The following is a 3,128-nucleotide window of genomic DNA, read 5'->3' as shown; positions in this document are numbered from 1 at the left end:
TCTCCAACTGGTACGTCCGCCGCTCGCGCGAGCGGTTCTGGGCGCCCGGCTTCGAGCAGGACAAGAAGGACGCCTACTGGACCCTCTGGGAAGTCCTCGTCGCGCTGGCGCGCCTCGCCGCGCCGTTCACGCCGTTCTTCGCCGAGCACACGTGGCGCACGCTGGTCGGCGGCGCGTGGCCCGGCGCGCGGCCGGACAGCGTCCACCTCTCCGACTGGTTCGAGCCGCCGGCCGACTGGGCCGACGAGCCGCTCTCCTCGGCGATGGGGCTGGCGCGCGAGGTCGTGTCGCTCGGCCTCGCCGCGCGCGGCGCGCAGAAGCTGCGCGTCCGGCAGCCGCTGGCCCACGCCCGCGTCCTCCTCGCCGATCCGTCGCGCGAGGCGGAGCTGCGCGGCCTCGCCGGGATCGTCGCCGACGAGCTGAACGTCAAGGAGGTCCTCTTCGGCGGCGACGCCGACGCCTTCGTCCACTGGTCGATGCAGCCGAACTTCCGCGCGATCGGCCCGAAGTACGGGACGCTCGTGCCGAAGATCAAACAGGCGCTCGGCAAGGCCGACGCCGCGGCGCTGCGGCGCGAGCTGGACGCCGAGGGGAAGGTCACGCTGCGGATCGACGGGACGGCGGTCGAGCTCGGCCCGGAGGAGATCGCGATCTCCCTCGCCGCGCGCGAGCACTACGCCGCGGCGTCGTCGCCGCGGGTCGTCGTCGTCCTCGAGACCGACCTCGACGACGCGCTGCTCCGCGAGGGGCTGGCGCGCGAGCTGGTCAACCGGGTCCAGACGATGCGCAAGGAGCTCGACCTCGACTACGCCCAGCGGATCGCGCTGACGTTCGAGGGGAACGAGGAAGTCGCGCGCGTCGTCGCCGAGCACGGCGCGATGATCGCCGCCGAAACGCTCGCGGTGGAGCTCCGCGCGGCGCCGCCGGCGCCGGGCGCGGACGTGAAGGAGTGCGACGTGGACGGCCGGACGGTGCGGATCGGCCTCGTCAAGGCGGCGACGCGATGAGCCGGAGGCTCTACTTCGACCACAACGCGAGCGCCCCGCCGGCGCCCGGCACCGCGGCGGCCGTGGCGCGCTTCTGGGCCGAGGAGTGGGGGAACCCCTCGTCGGTGCACTCCGAAGGGCGCCGCGCCCGCGCGGCGGTCGAGCGGGCGCGGACGGAAATCGCCGAGGCGGCGGGGGCGGCGCCGGCCGACGTCGTCTTCGCCTCCGGCGGCAGCGAGGCGAACGCCCTCGCCGTCCGCGGCCTCGTGGACGCGGGGCTCGTCAAGACGCTCGTCGTCTGGTCGCTGGAGCACGCTTCGACGCTGCAGACGGCGCACTGGCTCGCCTCGCGCGGCCTGGTCGAGCTGCGCACGCTCAAGGCGACGCGCAAGGGGCAGGTCGAGACGGCCGAGGTCGCCAAGGCGCTCGAGGGCGCCGAACTGCCGCTCGTCTCGGTGATGCTCGCGCAGAACGAGATCGGCACGATCAACAACATCCCGGCGATCGTGAAGCTGGCGCGGGGCAAGGGCGCGCTCGTCCACACCGACGCCGTCCAGGTCTTCGGCAAGGTCGGCTTCTCGTTCAAGCGGCTCGGCGTCGATCTGCTGACCATTTCCGCGCACAAGATCGGCGGGCCGCAAGGGATCGGGGCGCTGATCGCGCGGCCGGAACTCTTCCCCGTGCCGTTCTGCCTCGGCGGCGGACAGGAAGAAGGGCGGCGGCAAGGGACCGAGGCCGCGGCCTCGATCGTCGGCTTCGGCGCGGCCGCCGCGGGACTCCGCGCGCGGCTCGCCGCGGAGGCGAAGCTCGCCCCGCTGCGCGACCGCTTGGAGCGGACGGTGGCCGACGCGGTCGAGGGGACGCTCGTGCTCGGCTTCACCGTGCCCCGCCTGCCGAACACCTCGGCGATCGTCTTCAAGAACCTCTCCGGCGCCGAAGTGGCGGCGGAGTGCGACCGCCGCGGGCTCGCCGTGTCGGCCGGTTCGGCCTGCCACGCCGGCGGGGAGGCGCCCAGCCCGGTCGCGGCGGCGGTCGGCCTGCCGAACGCCCACCGGCGCGGCTTGGTGCGGGTGAGCCTCGGCCCCGAGACGACCGCGGCCGACGCGGAGCAGGCGGCGTCGATCCTGATCGCCGCGGCGCAGGCCGTCAGGGCGCGGGGCTGAGCTTCGTGCCGCTCGTCCGGCGCAAGCGGGGCGACGCCCCCGAGGTCGGCTTCGCCCAACTCGGGCGGGGCGCGACGATGCGCGGCGAGGCGCGGGGAAGCGGCCTCCTCATCCTCCACGGGGCGTTCGACGGCTCGATCGACCTCCACGGCGACCTGATCGTCGCCGAAGGGGCGGAGGCGTCCCTGACCGAGGGGCGCGCGCTGCGGCTGCGCGTCGAAGGGCGGGTCCGCGGGATCGTCCGCGTGCAGGGCGGGATCGAGATCAGCGCCGGCGGCCGGCTGGCCGGCGAAGTCGAGGGACGGACCCTCAAAACCGCGCCCGGCGGGTCGTGTCGCGGGGCGCTGCGGATCGGCCGCCGCGGCTGACGCGGCGCATCGTCCGGGGCGCGACGCACCGGGCGAAGGCCGCTGACGCCGCAGTCTAATACAGTTAGCGGTCTGCACTTTTTCCGCAAAATTCGTCTCCGGGCCTTATCGCAGTTGCGCCTCGTGCCGATCAGATCGCCGGGGAACGGCATCTGGGGAAACAACAACTCGGAGGGACGCACTATGGACGGCGGACGGCGGACCGGGCTCAAGGGCAAGTTCACGGCTGGCTTCGCTCTCATCGGCGCGGGGGTGGCCGTCTCGGGCGCCGTCCTCGCGGCGGCGCTCGGCGCCGGCCGCGCGCCGCTGGCCGCGGTCCTCGCGGCCGTCGTCGGCGCGGCCGCCGCGGCGGCGCTCGGCGCGTACTTCGGGCGCGGCGTCGCGGAGCGGCTCGCCGCGGCGACGGAGGCGGTCGAGGCGCTCTCCGAGGGACGCCTCGACGTGCGCCTCCGCTTCGGCGCCGGCGACGAGTTCGGCGCCCTGGCGGGCGCGCTGGACGGATTCGCCGAGCGGCTGCGGACGGTCGTCTCCGCGCTGAAAAAGGTCGCGGCCGGCGACCTCTCCGAGAACCTCCGGCCGGCCGGCGCCCACGACGAACTCGCCCCCGCGGT

The 3,128-nt window shown here is 74.9% G+C and carries 4 protein-coding genes; all 4 read left to right on the top strand.

Annotated elements, in window-relative coordinates; translation table 11 throughout:
- A partial coding sequence (locus LLG88_00515; GenBank protein ID MCE5245396.1) for a DUF5915 domain-containing protein occupies positions 1–1,007 on the top strand: 1,007 nt, incomplete at its 5' end.
- Complete coding sequence (locus LLG88_00510; GenBank protein ID MCE5245395.1) at positions 1,004–2,149, top strand: aminotransferase class V-fold PLP-dependent enzyme; 1,146 nt, start codon at positions 1,004–1,006, stop codon at positions 2,147–2,149. The genes LLG88_00515 and LLG88_00510, both read left to right, overlap by 4 nt.
- Before the next feature lie 5 nt (positions 2,150–2,154).
- Positions 2,155–2,517 (top strand): polymer-forming cytoskeletal protein, encoded by a 363-nt coding sequence (locus LLG88_00505; protein MCE5245394.1) that lies wholly within the window; start codon positions 2,155–2,157, stop codon positions 2,515–2,517.
- A 123-nt stretch (positions 2,518–2,640) separates the two neighbouring features.
- On the top strand, positions 2,641–3,128 hold a 488-nt coding region (locus LLG88_00500; GenBank protein ID MCE5245393.1), incomplete at its 3' end, for a HAMP domain-containing protein.

It is taken from the genome of bacterium (assembly GCA_021372775.1).
In the GTDB taxonomy this organism is placed as follows: Bacteria; Acidobacteriota; Polarisedimenticolia; order J045; family J045; genus JAJFTU01.
Note: the sequence above shows the minus strand (reverse complement) of the source record. Positions and strands in the feature narration are given on the sequence as shown.